Here is a 14966-nt window from a genome sequence, read left to right on the forward strand (position 1 = left end):
GTAGAAATATTAATATAATGGAAGGCCGGGTGTAACACAGAGAGCTAGATCGTAATATTTCTAACAAAATTGTAATGTGGATATGCCCGCCCAACATAAAATACACGGATTAGTTATTTTAATGGGTAGTTGGGGGGATAAATTTGCAAAGAAAATGGTTAATTTTTATTAGTTTGGCTTTTCTGTTATTGTTTAGCTTATGTTTCGGTGTACCCTCTAGTTCGGCGGCGACTGTCAACAAGTTTATTATCATTAACAAAGCAAACAACCGTCTGGCTTACTATGAAAACGGCGTCTTGAAGAAACAATTTAAAGTGGGCACAGGACGGAGTAGTTCCTTAACACCAGAAGGCAAATTTAAAATTGTTAACAAAATTGTTAACCGTCCATACTACAAAGGTCACATCCCAGGAGGAGATCCTCGAAACCCGCTAGGTAATCGGTGGATGGGTTTAAATGCCCGAGGAACATGGGGGACAACATATGGAATTCACGGAAACAATAACCCAAGTTCAATTGGCGGGTATGTGAGCAGTGGATGTGTGCGGATGTATGATAATGAGGTAGAGTGGTTATTCAATCAGGTGCCAGTGAATACACCGGTTGTTATTACCACTTCGAATAGCTCCTTCGATGCTATTGCAGTGGCGAATGGATTGAAAGGTGGGAAAAGTACACCTACTGTTCCTGTTACTACAATAGGGGAGACCCTCAAAAAAGGAAGCAGGGGACCTGCCGTAGTCACGCTTCAGCAGAAGCTGACATCTCTTGGTTACAGCACCAAAGGGATTGATGGAATTTTTGGTGCAAACACTGATAGCGCAGTCCGTAACTTCCAAAGAGCCAAGCACTTGCAAGTAGATGGCGTTGTAGGACCAAATACGAGAAAAGCCCTTGGACTATAATTTCAATCATTCATAATTTAAGCTGCTCAGTTTTGCTGAGCGGCTTTTTCTTATTCCATACAGTAAGAAAGAGGACTCCCAAAGAAGTAGTCTTTTGGGAATCCTCTTTCTAATTAATAAATTTTTATTTTTGTATCTGAGCCCGTTTTACAAAGAATACCAATACCAGGGCTATAAAGGCAATAATGGTAGCCACAATAAATGCATCATTTATCCCATCTATTGTAGTTTGTTTCATGACTTGCCCATAAAGCACATAGGTAGTAAGTTGTTTACCAGCTGCTGCCGGCATGTGTGTTAGTGCTGCTAAGCCTTGACTCAGCTGTGAAAATTGACCTGCGATGAATGGATTCGCACTAGTCATTGTACTAATATATTCCCCATAATGCACTCCTGACCTTGAGGTCATAACGGTAACAAGGAAGGCAGTTCCAATACTGCCGGCAATTTGTCTTGCCGTATTGGATGCCGCCGTACCATGTGCCCCAAGATGGCGAGGTAATTGGTTAAGACCTTCTGTCATAATGGTCATCATAATGAATGACATACCAAACATCCTAAATACATAAAGGAGAAGCAGATGGGTGTAGCTTGTTGTCATACTTAATTTCGTAAATTGCCAGGTTGTAATAACCGTTATGGTTAAGCCTATGACTCCAAGCCACCTTGCACCGATTTTATCAAATAGTGCACCCGAGATTGGTGACATAATTCCCATTATAATCGCACCAGGGAGCATCAATAAACCAGATTCTAAGGCGGTAAAACCACGAATATTTTGCAAATAAATAGGAAGCAAAATCATCGCACCAAACATAGCCATGTTGACAATCATACTAATGATTGTAGTTAAGGCAAAAATGTCATATTTAAATACTCTTAGATCTAACATTGGTTTATCAGTTGTCAGTTCACGCCAGATAAACGCGAGGATAAATATCGCTCCGACTGTTAAAGAAATAACAACTGTTGCACTGTCCCAGCCATCACTACCTGCTTCACTAAATCCATATAACAAAAATCCAAAACCTAAGGTAGAAAATAATAATCCTGGGAAATCAAACTTGGGATTTGTTGTTTTGGTGACATCCTTCATCCACATGAAGCTGAAAATTAAATCAATTACACCAATTGGAATAACGATATCAAACAATAATCTCCATGAATAATGTCCAATCAGCCAACCAGATAATGTTGGGCCGATAGCAGGAGCAAAGATCATAACAACTCCCATGAGTCCCATCGCCTTCCCACGTTTTTCCGGAGGGAAGAGGGCGAAAAAGACAGTCATAAGCAAGGGCATAATAATACCAGCACCGCTAGCCTGAACAACCCTTCCAATCATCAGCATGGTAAAGTTGATTGATAGGGAACAAACCAAAGAACCCAGGGTGAATAGTAAAATCGCGGCAATAAACAGTTTCCTGGTTCCAAACTTTTCAATCAAATAAGCCGTAACTGGTATTAAAATACCATTAACAAGCATATAACCAGTTGATAGCCATTGTACTGTATTCGCAGAAACTCCTAAATCATTCATGATATGAGGAATTGCTACATTAAGTAATGTTTGATTAAGAATGGCGACAAATGCTCCAAGCATTAATGCAGTAAGAATTTTCCCGGTTCCTGAAGATTTTTCTGTTTTACCTTCTGCTTGTCTGGAACGTTCTCTAATTTCTTCTTTCGGCTCAACATCGGCTTGAACATATTCCAAAGCTGGCTCTGCTATCGCGTTATCTGCTATCATTTCCTCGACTTGACTTGATAGATCTTCATGCTGATCCTTCTTATCGATTACTTGGTTTTGTGGGACATCTTCTACTTCTATGTTTTTTACTTCAGTTTGAGCAATTTTCGGCTTTTTTTGTTTCAACACACCAAAATTGATGAGTAGTAACACCAAAATACATATAAGGGCATAAACCGTGATATATATTGACATCTTATCACCTACTTATGAATTCGCACGGTCACGTTCATACCAGGAACTATTCCTACACCTTTATTGTCATCAATGGATACTTTAACAGGAACAACTTGTGTTACCTTTGTGTAATTTGCTGTGTTATTTGAACTTGGTAACAATGAGAATGTACTTGCGGTTGCTAAACCGATTTGTTGTACTTTCCCTTTTAATTCTGAATTAGGATAAGCATCAACATAAATGTCAACATCTTGTCCGACAGCAATTTCGTCAAGCTTTGTTTCATCAATGTTAGCTGTTACCCATAAATTATTTAGATCATATACTTGTGCAAGCGGTGTTCCTGCTGCAACAAATGAATTTTGGACCGCGTTACTTTGGACAACTGTTCCGTTTGTAGGAAGAGTAACTTTCATTTCAGTTGGCTGTCCATCGGTTCCAGTCGTTAAAATCGTCCCAATTGTTTGATCTTTAGAAAAACTATCCCCAACTTTGCCTTCCCATCCCGTTAATTTTCCGTTAGCAGGAGCTGCAATGGATACTTGTTGTCCAGCGATTTGCGCATTGTCTGTCGTTAAATAATTAACGGTTTTATTGTAGTAAGCATATCCTGCAAAACCTCCACCTACTAAGACAATTAAAATAATAATGTTGACTAAAAGTAAACGTTTCGTACTCATTCAATTATTCCTCCTCAATGGTTAACTTTTCCAATACCAGTTTATGAAGACGCAGCAGATGAGAGATTTCCTCCTCTGGTAAATCAAGGACTTCTTTCATTTTCTTTATAAGCATGGAATCAGAAGAATTAAATTGATCCAATGTTCTTATTCCTTCTTCTGTTAAACGTATGGAGACAGATCTTCTATCTCCGGGAGGTATCACTCGTTCGACTAAGTCACCATGAACGAGCCGGTCAATCACTCCACTAACGGTACTGTTGGTCAGTTTTAATTTTTCAGCGAGTTCACCTAAACTGATATTAGGATTGTAGTTAATTTTGTATAGTGCTTTTAATTGAACAGGAGTAATTCCTAATCTTTCTGCATCATGTTTTACAAGTTTATTGTAGGCTTTATTTATTTCCATAAAACTTCCTAAAATTTCATTATTAAGTACGTCTATTTTTGAACCCCCCTTTCTTTCTGAAATCTAATATTACTCATAAGAATATTTCGTGTGCGAAATAAATTATAAACAGGGACAATCAAAAATGTCAACCATTATGTCACGAAGGTGTCAGATGACTGTATAAAAACATAAACTCTTCTTAAAGAGTTAAAAGGGGAAATGAAAATGAAATATGAGATGCAAAAAGCCATTTTGTTGGCTGAAAATATAAATGGTTTCATAAAATATGTTCAAAAAAGCCACAACCAAAGAAATAACTTTCGGTTTCATCCTGATAAACTGTATCAAGTAAAACTGTTAATTGAGGAATTTAAGTTCCAAATAATCGCCGATGAACTTTTGCGAATCAATCAGTATTCCTGGGATGGAAAATACACACATTACTTAGTTGGAAATTTTAAAAAAGGGCTTGAAATTATTGATGAATATACAAGTAATAACTACGATGATTTATTTCTTTTAACGGCAAGACTTTATACATTAAAGGACCTTAGTCAATTATTCAGCAATTTTGAAACTGAAGCTTATTCATAGGATTTGTAAGTAGATGATAAATAATCATTTAAAATTTAATTAAGGTAAAATTGTTAAACTTGGTTTCGTATTAAGTTGGATTCATTATAAGATGCAATACTCATTACAATGATCATGAGGTTCATTCATTTGTTCTTTTGAATAATCCAAATGAATAATATAAGGTACATGCTAATCCCCAATATTAAATTTTGATAGTTTTATAGTGAATTACTTTTTATAATTAAATATATAGAACTAATTTTGATGAAATATGAGCAACTAATTAGTTAAAGTAGGGGTAATGATTGTATGAATGAGGAATTACTAAAAAAAGCCGAAACAAGTTATCAGCTGGCAGAGCAGCGGGCAGCCGATTATTTTCAATCACTTTATCATCAGGTCATGAATAAGACCTATGTTCCTGCCTTAACAAAAGATATTCAATCATGGAAACAAAACCATATTCATCATCATCCAATCTTATCTATATTTTCACGCAAGAGGAAAAAAACGGCTTCCCAAGGATATTACAATTATATTCGCTGGCTGGATTACACTGGTAAACTAGATCGTTACCTAGACCGCAGTATTTCTTATTTATATATGCGAGATCTGGGCAAAGCACTGGATTCACCTGAAACCCAGGTAAGCATTAGACGATCCGTTGATAATTTAAAAAAGAACCTGACCAAAAGTCGAAAAGATAATGCAAACTCGTTCAGTGTGGCGGGATTATACCGGTGGGCCCAGAAGGAAGGCATTGAATCAGCGATGATTTGGGTTTTAGATAAATTAAAAACTGTCTCCCTGAATATTCCAGAGGGATTGGATGCCAATCATGCGCAGCGTAAGCTAATCAAAATCATTGCTGGAGTAATTATGCACGTGGTTGAGGAAATGGACGATCATGTATCCCCAGAAGACCGGAAACAAAAACTCGACCAAGCTATCAGACTTGGCTATTCCTACGGTCTGACTTATCCTTTTATTGACGATCTCCTTGATTCAAATATTTTATCCAATGCCGAAAAAAAAGAATATTCAAACTTAATCCGTACCACTCTTATTACTGGGGCTGTCCCGGAATTGGGGAGATGGGCAGGTAGTAATGTAAAACTGATTCAATACATCCATAAAGAACTTCGTGATGCCTATGAATATATTAAAAATAAACAGCGTCCAGAGACATTGATAGCATTTTTTGAACAATCCTATGTGTTTTTTAACTCACAGGAGGTAGACCGTGAAAAGGATTTATCCAACCCCAATTATTCAAATGAAGAGCTTTATATACCGGTTATTTTAAAGTCATCTTCTTCTCGTCTGATTGTCCGCTCTGTCATAAGTGCGCCAGAGGATGAAGGGTTCGACAACCGGACTTTTTATTATGGAATATACAATCAGCTGGCGGATGATTTTGCCGATATGTTTGATGATTTAAAGGACGGGGCAGTGACACCTTATACGTATTTTCTCAAATATCATGATCAGCGTCCCGATTTGATAAATCCCTTTGAATTATATTGGGCGGTAATCGCTAATTTAATCCATAATGTCTATAACGAAGATGCCAAGATCTGTGAGGTTATACTTGATCGAGCCATAAACGGGCTCAAACGATTTAAGGAACGAATCGGAATGGCAAAATACAACGAAGTGATGGAACTTTTTTCTTCCGGACAACCAGGTTTCAACCGTGTTATTCAAAAAATGGTTAAAGAAGCAGATGATGTGGATTTCTTTGATAAACTGCTTCGGGACCATATCATTACAGTTTTAAAAAAGGATCGACAGGAACAAGATGATTTTTTGGATCGGATAGAGGCAGTACGGGTTCAAATTAATAACAATTTAAAAATCCAGCAGGGAATAAATATACCTTTGATGGGTGACTCCATTATGGAAGCCTCCAATTATAGTCTCTTTGGTGATGGAAAGAGATTAAGGCCGATTGTTGCTTGGGAAATTTCCGTAAATGGGTTTGGATTAAATGAATCTGCCATAATGCCGCTTTTAAAGTCATTGGAATATATGCATACAGCATCCCTTATTTTCGATGATCTTCCTTCTCAGGATAATGCTTCCTTCCGTAGAGGGCGCCAGACCCTGCATGAGGTGTATAATGCAGCAATTGCGGAATTAACTGGTCTGTTTTTAACACAGAAAGCGATAGAGGAACAAGCATCTCTTCTTGAATTTGAAGCAAAAACAGTGCTTAAGATGATTCAGTATTCGGCCCGTATGACAGAGAATATGTGCAAGGGGCAAGCAATGGATTTGTCCTCAAAAGGACAGCCGTTAACATTAGAACAATTAACGACCATGAGTTTTTATAAAACAGGACTTGCATTTGAGGCTTCCATCATTATGCCTGCCATCCTTGCTCAAGCCAAGGAGTCCGAAATGGAGGCATTGAAGAAATTTGCCCGTTTTGCCGGTATTGCTTTTCAGATTAAGGATGACCTTCTGGATGTAGAAGGGGACGATCGCAAACTAGGAAAAGCAATTGGTAAGGATAAAGAAAATAATAACTCTACCTTTGTATCCATTCTAGGTCTGGAAGGTGCAAAAAAAGAGATGTGGGAGCATTACTGTCTGGCAATGGAGGCACTGGAAGAAGTGCCTCGTAATATTACGTTCTTAAAGCATTTATTAAATTATATGGTAAATCGCGAACATTAATAGATCGATAAAAAACTATCTGTACGATAGTTTTTTTTTGTTTATAAAAGAAATCTCTTTCAACAAAAGATATAATAAAACTATGTTTCGATTGCTTTCAACGAGGAGGTATCTGCTCTGAAAACAAAAAATATATCGCTTCAGACAAAAATCTTTGGGCTGGCCCTGTTACTGGGGTTCTTGTTAATCCTCCTGATGACCTCATTTTATAGCTATATGGAAAGTAAACAAATAGAGGAAAACAAGGGGAAACTGGCACTAGAAATCTCAAAAACAGTATCATTTATGCCGACAATTATTGAAGGTTTTCAGTCTAGTCACCCATCCAAAATCATTCAACCTTTAGCGGAAAAAATCCGAAAAGAAACGGGTGCGGAATTTGTGGTGGTAGGGAACATGGATGGAATAAGGTACTCTCATCCCTTAAAATCGATGATCGGAAAGAAAATGAGGGGTGGAGATAATGATAAGGCTATTAAAAAAGGGCAATATTATGTTTCCAAAGCAAACGGTTCACTAGGTCCCTCGATTAGGGGGAAATCGCCTATCTTAAACAAAAACGGAGAAGTGATTGGAGTCGTTTCAGTAGGCTTTCTGTTGGAAGACGTAAATCAACAAATTACAAAAAATATTATAAAGGTAGTATTAGTCTCAATCTTTGCTCTCTTAATTTCCTTCTTAGGCAGCATGCTGCTTGGACGGAATATTCGAAAAGATACAATGGGCCTCGAACCCTATGAAATTGCTACACTCTATAAAGAAAAGAACGCCGTACTCCATGGAGTGAAAGAAGGAATTTTAGCCGTTAACAGAGACGGATTTATTACCATGATGAATCAGCCTGCAAAAAACCTTTTACACATTAAAGGTTCTGTCCGCCATTTAAAAGTCGATGGACTGTTTCCATCAGGGGATTTATATGAAGTTTTACAATCGGGGAGTCCGATCGTTGATAAAGAAGTAGTTTGGAAGGATAAAACCGTAATCGTCAATTGCACGCCACTCTTCGATGAATCTGTAATAAGTGGTGTTGTTGCTTCTTTTCGTGATAAAACAGAAATTGAGCAAATGGTCAACACGATATCAGAAGTAAAGAGTTATTCGGAAGACCTTCGTGCTCAAACACACGAATACACAAACAAATTGTATGTGTTATCAGGCTTGCTTCAACTCGGTGAATTTGATCAGGCAATTGCGATGATTCAAGCGGAAACCCAGGTATTACAAGTTCAAAATACGATTTTATTTAACCAGATTAAAGATTCAAAGGTCCAAGCTATTCTTTTGGGAAAATTAGGGAAAGCATCGGAAAAAAAGATTAACCTTGAGATTAACCCAGAAAGCTATATCGAAGCTTTGCCATCCCATTTAAAATTTACCAGTCTAATTGTTATCATTGGCAATTTAATAGACAATGCCCTTGAAGCAGTCTCTGATTTAAACAATCCAATAGTGAAATTTTTCGCTACCGATATCGGCAGTGATATCATTTTTGAGATTTCAGATAACGGAAAGGGAATCAGTGAGAACGATATTCCTAATCTATTTAATAGGGGCTTTTCTTCTAAGAAGGGGGACATGCCGAGGGGATTTGGGCTGTCAAATGCAGAAGAAGCTGTGGTTGAAATGAATGGGATGATTGAAGTCCAAAGTAATCAGGAAGATGGGACAGTTTTTACCGTGTATCTCCCAAAGCAATATCAGAGGAGGCAAGAACATGCATAAGATTAGCGCAATGATTGCAGAAGACGATTTTCGAGTGGCCGATATACATGAAAAATTTTTAAAAAAGTTTAAGGAAATTGATGTAGTTGGAAAAGCATTAAATGGGAATGAGACATTGAAATTGCTGACGGAGAAAACAATCGATTTATTGCTCTTAGATGTCTATATGCCAGACATGCTGGGGTCAGAATTGCTTTCCATCATAAGAGAGCGTTTTCCAAAGGTCAGTATTATCATGATAACTGCTGCAACAGATAAGATTTTTATTGAAAAAGCATTAAGCTACGGTGTCGAAAGTTATTTAATTAAGCCTGTCAATAGGGAACGGTTTGACGAAGTAATTTTACAGTATCTAAAAAAATACTCACTCCTTTCTTCTGAACAAGAAGTAAATCAGCAATATTTAGACCAATTGTTTGGTAAAAATGTTATTGAGAATATTGGAAAAGGCGGGTTTCCGAAAGGAATTGATGAGATCACACTTGGAAAGGTGAAAAAAGTCCTTTTGAATAAAAATCATGGCCTCTCTGCTGAAGAAGTGGGGAAGGAAATGGGGGCTTCCCGGATTACGGCTCGACGGTATTTGGAATATCTGTCCTCGAATAATGAAGTGAAGGCGGAAGTGGTTTATGGAATTGTCGGGAGACCTGAAAGAAAGTATTATCCCATTTCATGAAGATGCCAAAAGGCATCTTCTATTTGTATTATAATCTTGTGAACAATATGTACAAAATGTAGTTTAAAGTACTTTAATAACTTTATTTTGTAATCGTTTTCATACCCGAGTATTTAGATTATTATAAATTTACTAACAAAAGGGGTGGAAACGATGCTTGCAATTTTGGGATTTTCAATGATTCTTATTTTTATGATTTTAATTATGACTAAACGGTTATCTGCGATGATTGCACTCATGGTTGTACCGGTTACCTTTGCCTTATTTGGGGGATTCGGCAAAGAACTAGGGCCAATGGCGCTTGAAGGGATCAAAAGTGTCGCACCAACCGGAATCATGATTCTGTTTGCAATTCTCTTTTTCGGAATCATGATTGACGCTGGAGTCTTTGATCCTATTATTTCAACGATCTTAAAACTTGTAAAAGGGGACCCTGTAAAAATTGCCATTGGAACAGCAGTCCTTGCATTATTAATTTCTCTAGATGGTGATGGAACTACTACCTATATGATTACCATTTCAGCCATGCTTCCATTGTATAAACGGATTGGGATGAAACCTTTAATCCTCGCTGGAATCGCCGTCTCTGCTTCTGGTGTAATGAATCTTCTTCCATGGGGAGGGCCTACTGCTAGAGCCATGACCGCACTACATCTTGAAATGGGAGATATTTTTACTCCTGTCATACCAAGTATGATAGGTGGAGTGTTGTTTGTATTATTTATGGCGTTTTGCCTTGGCAGAAAAGAGCGCAAACGAATTGGTGTTTTAGAAATTGATTATAGTACTCTTGCCGTGATGGCAGCAACAACAGAGGATGCTTTCCTAAAACGTCCAAAGTTAATTCTTGTAAACTATCTGCTTACGATTATCCTATTAGTGGCGCTTATTCAGGAATTACTGCCTAGTACAGTATTATTTATGATTGGATTTGCGATTGCAATTACCATCAATTATCCAAATATCCATGAACAAAAAGAACGGATTATGCACTATGCAGATAATGCATTATCTGTTGTATCGATGGTTTTTGCTGCTGGGATTTTTACAGGTATTCTTGCAGGGACAAAAATGGTGGATGCAATGGCAAATACGATGATCACTCATATTCCAGCAGAGTTGGGCTCTCATTTTGCCGTTATTACGGCTATAATCAGTGCACCATTTACATTTTTTATGTCAAATGATGCATTTTACTACGGGGTACTTCCATTACTAGCGAAAGCTGCCAGCGGGTATGGAATCGACCCGGCCATGATTGGCCGCGCATCGTTATTGGGACTGCCAGTCCATTTATTAAGCCCATTAGTACCTTCGACGTATTTATTAGTAGGGATGGTTGGATCAGATTTCGGAGATTTACAGCGCTCCTTTTTAAAATGGGCTTGCGGTTCAGCGGCGGTGATGATAGTAGTTGCACTAGTGCTTACAATCATACCAATCTAATATTCTAGTAAAATCCAAAGGCTCCTACAATGGAGTTTTTGGATTTTGTCTTTATAAATAGGAGAGTCTTATGGAAGTCTTTTTTCTTATTTTATTAAATGTGGTTTTACCAGTATTTCTTTTAATTGCTGCAGGTGTATTGCTGCATCGGAAGTTTAAGTTTGATATGAGTACATTATCTAAATTAAATACATATTTTCTTATGCCTTCCGTTGGCTTTGTGAATATTTATCAAAATAATGTTGGCGGAGAAACGCTTGTGCATATTCTCGGATTTTTGGTTATCCAATGTACATGTTTGATGATCATAGGATCGGTGATATCAAAAGCTGCTAAGTTTGACAACGGGCTGTCATCCACCTTTAAAAATAGTATTGTGTTAAATAATGCTGGAAACTTTGGTTTACCGGTGAGTCAGCTGGTTTTTCAACATAACCCATTAGGGGCATCTATTCAGATTGTGGTGATGATTTTTCAGAATTTGCTAACTTACACTTATGGGTTGTTTAATTCGGTTTCGGTTGATCAGAGAGGATTTAGTGCATTAAAGGAATTTCTAAAAAATCCTGTCATTTATGCATTTATATTAGGTTTGGTTCGACATTCCTGCCATGTTAAAATTCCGGCTTTTATTTGGACACCAATCCATAATACGTCGAATGCATTCTTGGCAGTCGCGTTAGTTACTCTTGGTGCACAAAGTGCTTATATAAAAATAAGTCGTTTTTCCCTGCCGCTGTTTTTAAGTTTATTTGGCCGTTTAATTCTCTCTCCATTGATAGCGATATTTATTATTACAACATTAAAATTAGATGGAACGACGGCACAGGCTTTGTTTATTGCCAGCTCTTTTCCTACCTCCAGAAACAGTGCTCTATTCGCGTTAGAGTATGGAAATCACCCGGAGTATGCAGCCCAAGTTGTTTTAATGTCTACTATACTTAGTATGATAACAGTGACTTCGGTTGTTTACTTATCGAACATTTTATTCTAAAAAGACCGTTTAGCTAATTAAACGGTCTTTTTGCAGGCTTACTATACTGTCACCTTTTGCACGGTTCTCGATTCTTTTAAGAAAATAAATATAAAAACGATAAAAGTAATAAAAGCCACCGCGGAATTATATAAAAATACTTCCCGCATTCCAACATATTCGCTGGCAATTCCGCCTGCCATGCTTCCTATTATTCTAGCTAAACCTAAACTAATCAATCCATTCATCGTTTGTCCTGAGGCCTTAAGTTCTTTAGGCACCTCCTGATTGATATAGATAGCAAGCGTAACGGATAATACGATAAAAATTAATCCATGAAGCATTTGAATCGGAAGGAGGAGATACGGATTATGGACAAAATAACAGAACAGCCACCGCAGACCAGCAAAAAAGGCAGTACTTACTAAGACAACGGGAATACCAAATCGTTCAATGATTTTATGGCCGAATAGTAAAAAAGGCACCTCACTGATGGATGAGAAAAGCATAGACCAGCCAAGCAAACTATTATCTGCGCCTAGCTGATTAAAATAAATCGGGAAAAAAGCATAATAATACCCAAGGGTAATCTGAACGATAAAATTTAATAATATAAACAACATGAGTTTTCGGTTTTTTAATAAAACTAGCAGAGAAACCTTGTTTTTACTAGACTGATGACCTTTTATTTTGGGCAATTGAGTGCAGATTACAAGGGTTAGCAGCATAACAAGAGAGTACACGATAAATATACTATTAATATTCTTTTTCGCCACTATCCCAAAAGCAACCGACATAATTGCAAATCCTATTGTTCCTGCTAGACGAATTGGACCAAAATTCCATTTGGTTCGAGCAAGATGTTCTAAAGTAATAGCGTCATTTAAAGGATATATTGATGTTTGAAAAAAGGTGACAAGGCAAATGATAAGTAATAAATAAAGGTACTGATTGGATAACGGCAGTAACAATATGGAAACAGCACTTCCCAAAGCTAATAATTGAAGGACTCGGTTTTTACTTTCTGACCGATCTCCAATGCTTCCCCACAGTGGCTGTGCTAGAATGGCAACCAATGGACCGAAGCTTAATAGTGTCGCAATGGAGGTCTGACTTAAACCTATACTTTTTAAGTAGACAGGCATAAATGTACCGTAGACGGCATTGCCCATATAAGAAACTGCGTACAAACAAAGAAATAGCAGGTAGATGCGAGCCGATTTTTCCTTCAAGAAGTTCACCTCAATAATTCAATAGGTCATTCATACAATCCATACATAAACTTACCGGCTTGAAAACCATTATTTTAAGTAGTGTTCGTTGTGTATTTTTTCCAGTAAGGCTAGGCACCCTCCGGAAACTAATTGGTAAGTTTCTTCAAAATCGCCAGTGTAATAGGGGTCAGGCACATCCTTTTGGTGTTCCGTTAAGTCTAACAGACGGAGGATTTTGGGATGCTTTGGCTGTCCGGTTATTTCGAAGATGTTCCTTTTATTACTTTCATCCATACCTACTATATAATCGAACTTCTCAAAATCCTGCTTTGTTAATTGACGTCCTACAAGACCCTTGGCTGAAATGTTATATTTCTTCAAAATAGCAAGGGTTCCTTTATGAGGCGGAGAACCTATGTGCCACGAGCTCGTAGCAGCGGAATCCACTGAAATTTTGTCGGACAAATTTTCCTTTTCTAATAAGTCACGAAATAATGCTTCCGCCATTGGTGAGCGGCAAATGTTCCCTAGGCATACAAATAAAACGTTAATCATATTATAAGCTCCTTTTATTTTCTTACGATACTCTTTAACCTATTATAATAGTAGATAAAATAAAAGGAAAAGAGTTGCTTTTCACATTAATTATTGTCACTATTTATAATGTGGAAAAATTAATTATTAAAGGGACGTCACGATGGAAACTAAAAAAAAAGAACCATGGTTAGTTTTTGAATTTGCTAATTCAGAGGGCGATATTAATCCTCTTATATTTAGAAGGCCAATTAAAGTGATAGCGGCTTATACCATAAATGAAGTTTTGCCCTGTCTTAAACTTGTTCAGGAAGAAGTAAATAACGGTTACTATGCCGCTGGATTTTTATCGTACGAAAGTGCACCTGCTTTTGATGCAGCATTTATTACCAATAAGGAAAGTAAAATGCCATTATTATGGTTTGGGGTTTTTGCTGAACCAGAATACCAAAGCTTTAGCAGTACAGGAACTTATGCACTTACAGAGTGGGAACCTTCCGTTAGTTTAGAAGAATATAATCAATCAATCCAAGCGATAAAGGACGGAATCGAGAGGGGCGACACTTACCAAACTAACTATACCATCCGACTTCATAGCCATTTCGAGGGAGATGATTTTGCTTTTTTTGAGAAGTTAAAAAAAGCTCAGTCTTCCAATTATTGTGCTTATCTCAACACGGGAGAGTATAGTATTTTATCGGCATCACCTGAATTGTTTTTCCGTCTGCAGGATGAAATCATTATCACTCGGCCTATGAAAGGGACTATTAAACGGGGGAAATCCTTTGAAGAGGATGAGGCTAATGCCCGTTGGTTATATCTTTCTGAAAAAAACCGGGCCGAAAATGTCATGATTGTCGATATGCTGCGGAATGATCTATCTATCATTGCTGAATTAGGATCTGTTCAGGTTCCAAATTTATATGATATTGAGCCCTATCCAACTGTCTATCAAATGACTTCAACCATAACAGCGAAAGTGGCTGAAAATACTGAACTTGTCGATATTTTAAAGGCAATCTTTCCTTGTGCATCCATAACTGGTGCACCAAAGGTAAGCACGATGAAAATAATTGCAGAATTGGAACCGGAGCCGCGTGAGGTATATTGTGGGACAATCGGTTATATAACTCCAAATAAAGAAGCGGTATTCAATGTACCGATTAGAACAGTCTTGATTGATCAGCAAACAGGTATAGCTACATATGGGGTAGGGGGGGGAATCACCTGGGATTCT

At 37.5% G+C, this 14966-nt stretch carries 13 protein-coding genes; 8 read left to right on the plus strand and 5 right to left on the minus strand.

What is annotated here, in order from left to right; genetic code table 11:
- The first annotated feature begins 143 nt into the window (after positions 1 to 143).
- Positions 144 to 905, plus strand: coding sequence for a L,D-transpeptidase family protein (locus tag V7266_RS25255; protein WP_335471991.1), 762 nt, complete (start codon positions 144 to 146; stop codon positions 903 to 905).
- A 124-nt stretch (positions 906 to 1029) separates the two neighbouring features.
- Here the strand turns inward: V7266_RS25255 and V7266_RS25260 are convergent, their stop codons facing one another.
- From V7266_RS25260 to V7266_RS25270, 3 genes are read right to left on the minus strand one after another with little or no spacing between them, the layout of a single operon-like run.
- Complete coding sequence (locus V7266_RS25260) at positions 1030 to 2850, minus strand: DHA2 family efflux MFS transporter permease subunit (protein ID WP_335471993.1); 1821 nt, start codon at positions 2848 to 2850, stop codon at positions 1030 to 1032.
- Between the two features lie 8 nt (positions 2851 to 2858).
- Positions 2859 to 3512 (minus strand): HlyD family secretion protein, encoded by a 654-nt coding sequence (locus V7266_RS25265; protein ID WP_335471995.1) that lies wholly within the window; start codon positions 3510 to 3512, stop codon positions 2859 to 2861.
- 4 nt (positions 3513 to 3516) lie between these two features.
- Positions 3517 to 3921 carry a MarR family winged helix-turn-helix transcriptional regulator gene (locus V7266_RS25270; RefSeq protein WP_335471996.1) on the minus strand — a complete coding sequence of 135 codons (405 nt, stop codon included), beginning with the start codon at positions 3919 to 3921 and terminating at the stop codon, positions 3517 to 3519.
- 207 nt (positions 3922 to 4128) lie between these two features.
- On the opposite strand from V7266_RS25270, the gene V7266_RS25275 reads away from it, so the two are divergent.
- From V7266_RS25275 to V7266_RS25300, 6 genes are all read left to right on the plus strand, one after another.
- The gene (locus V7266_RS25275) at positions 4129 to 4497 is read left to right on the plus strand and encodes a hypothetical protein (protein ID WP_335471997.1); all 369 of its coding nucleotides are present in this window, start codon (positions 4129 to 4131) and stop codon (positions 4495 to 4497) included.
- A gap of 291 nt (positions 4498 to 4788) precedes the next feature.
- On the plus strand, positions 4789 to 7161 hold the full coding sequence (locus V7266_RS25280) for a polyprenyl synthetase family protein (RefSeq protein WP_335471999.1): 2373 nt from the start codon (positions 4789 to 4791) through the stop codon (positions 7159 to 7161).
- A 180-nt stretch (positions 7162 to 7341) separates the two neighbouring features.
- Positions 7342 to 8886 carry a sensor histidine kinase gene (locus V7266_RS25285; protein ID WP_335472001.1) on the plus strand — a complete coding sequence of 515 codons (1545 nt, stop codon included), beginning with the start codon at positions 7342 to 7344 and terminating at the stop codon, positions 8884 to 8886.
- Entirely contained in the window at positions 8879 to 9562 is a 684-nt protein-coding gene (locus tag V7266_RS25290) for a response regulator (protein ID WP_335472003.1), read from the plus strand. The genes V7266_RS25285 and V7266_RS25290 overlap by 8 nt, the downstream gene beginning before the upstream one ends.
- A 153-nt stretch (positions 9563 to 9715) precedes the next feature.
- Complete coding sequence (locus V7266_RS25295; protein ID WP_335472005.1) at positions 9716 to 11008, plus strand: CitMHS family transporter; 1293 nt, start codon at positions 9716 to 9718, stop codon at positions 11006 to 11008.
- A gap of 70 nt (positions 11009 to 11078) precedes the next feature.
- Positions 11079 to 12002 carry an AEC family transporter gene (locus V7266_RS25300; RefSeq protein WP_335472007.1) on the plus strand — a complete coding sequence of 308 codons (924 nt, stop codon included), beginning with the start codon at positions 11079 to 11081 and terminating at the stop codon, positions 12000 to 12002.
- 41 nt (positions 12003 to 12043) lie between these two features.
- Here the strand turns inward: V7266_RS25300 and V7266_RS25305 are convergent, their stop codons facing one another.
- Together V7266_RS25305 and V7266_RS25310 are read right to left on the minus strand one after the other, a co-directional pair.
- Positions 12044 to 13213: an MFS transporter gene (locus V7266_RS25305; protein WP_335472008.1), complete on the minus strand. Its 1170-nt coding sequence runs from the start codon at positions 13211 to 13213 to the stop codon at positions 12044 to 12046.
- Between the two features lie 69 nt (positions 13214 to 13282).
- Entirely contained in the window at positions 13283 to 13750 is a 468-nt protein-coding gene (locus V7266_RS25310; RefSeq protein ID WP_335472010.1) for a low molecular weight protein-tyrosine-phosphatase, read from the minus strand.
- A 142-nt stretch (positions 13751 to 13892) separates the two neighbouring features.
- On the opposite strand from V7266_RS25310, the gene pabB reads away from it, so the two are divergent.
- Positions 13893 to 14966 (plus strand): aminodeoxychorismate synthase component I (gene pabB, locus V7266_RS25315; RefSeq protein WP_335472012.1); only part of this gene is annotated, 1074 nt, incomplete at its 3' end.

The organism is Neobacillus drentensis, assembly GCF_036965645.1.
In the GTDB taxonomy this organism is placed as follows: Bacteria; Bacillota; Bacilli; order Bacillales; family Cytobacillaceae; genus Neobacillus; species Neobacillus drentensis_D.

Coding starts and splice junctions, on each gene's coding strand:
- V7266_RS25260 (WP_335471993.1), bottom strand. CDS start 2,850: ATGTCAATATATATCACGGTTTATGCCCTTATATGTATTTTGGTGTTA.
- V7266_RS25265 (WP_335471995.1), bottom strand. CDS start 3,512: ATGAGTACGAAACGTTTACTTTTAGTCAACATTATTATTTTAATTGTC.
- V7266_RS25270 (WP_335471996.1), bottom strand. CDS start 3,921: ATGGAAATAAATAAAGCCTACAATAAACTTGTAAAACATGATGCAGAA.
- V7266_RS25275 (WP_335471997.1), top strand. CDS start 4,129: ATGAAATATGAGATGCAAAAAGCCATTTTGTTGGCTGAAAATATAAAT.
- V7266_RS25280 (WP_335471999.1), top strand. CDS start 4,789: ATGAATGAGGAATTACTAAAAAAAGCCGAAACAAGTTATCAGCTGGCA.
- V7266_RS25290 (WP_335472003.1), top strand. CDS start 8,879: ATGCATAAGATTAGCGCAATGATTGCAGAAGACGATTTTCGAGTGGCC.
- V7266_RS25295 (WP_335472005.1), top strand. CDS start 9,716: ATGCTTGCAATTTTGGGATTTTCAATGATTCTTATTTTTATGATTTTA.
- V7266_RS25300 (WP_335472007.1), top strand. CDS start 11,079: ATGGAAGTCTTTTTTCTTATTTTATTAAATGTGGTTTTACCAGTATTT.
- V7266_RS25310 (WP_335472010.1), bottom strand. CDS start 13,750: ATGATTAACGTTTTATTTGTATGCCTAGGGAACATTTGCCGCTCACCA.